Origin of the sequence: Erwinia sp. ErVv1, from assembly GCF_900068895.1 — a bacterium.
Taxonomy (GTDB): domain Bacteria; phylum Pseudomonadota; class Gammaproteobacteria; order Enterobacterales; family Enterobacteriaceae; genus Erwinia.
In genome coordinates, this window is sequence record NZ_CDPK01000026.1 from 4,792 (window position 1) to 5,529 (window position 738).

A 738-nucleotide genomic window follows, 5' to 3' on the forward strand; every position below is an offset into this window, starting at 1 on the left:
ATGCTATCCCCGATTTCATCATAAGGTGATGGCAATATAAGTGAAAAGCCAAAATCATCGTCAATAATGACTGAGCCATTAAATATACGTTATTTTTCAGTTGAAGTAATAACCTCTTTCATCGATTGCCCTGTATATAATATGTTTTTATACTTCCCTTTATATTCTTGATTGCAACCAATTGAGAAGATTAAACCTTCATGATTAGTGGCGATCGTTATAGTTTTATTNCCATCGTAGCGCCAGCGTGCCCCTCTCAGCCTCTGGAGCAGGTTCTGCCAGACTGTCTGTCCGGGTCTGTCCGTCTGGTTACCGGCCGCATCCCAGCGAAAATGCTCTTCCCTGAAACGAGACTGGTTGACACAGTGCGGCCTAACCGGGCAACCGCTAGCGCTCAGCGTGATGCCTGGTAAGGTGGTGATTCAGGTGCAACGAGGTAATATGCTGGAATAGCAACTGATAAAATTAGCCGTAAAGATCCAGAGAGGATTTTTACGGCTTTTATTTATGGTGGTTTTCTCAGTGCTTTTTAATGACTAGCTGTATCGAAGAGATTAACATCCAGCCTCATTCAATAACCTTATCGCCATGAAGAAAAATCAGAAACATAAATTTCTTTAAATATCAAATTACTAGGTATATTTTCCATGCTATCCCCGATTTCATCATAAGGTGATGGCAATATAAGTGAAAAGCCAAAATCATCGTCAATAATGACTGAGCCATTAAATATACGTT

General features: G+C 40.4%; 1 protein-coding gene. It reads left to right on the plus strand.

What is annotated here, in order from left to right:
- Window positions 1-342 precede the first annotated feature (342 nt).
- Window positions 343-453 (plus strand): SymE family type I addiction module toxin, encoded by a 111-nt coding sequence (locus tag A1830_RS21940; RefSeq protein ID WP_255362106.1) that lies wholly within the window; start codon window positions 343-345, stop codon window positions 451-453.
- Window positions 454-738: the final 285 nt, after the last annotated feature.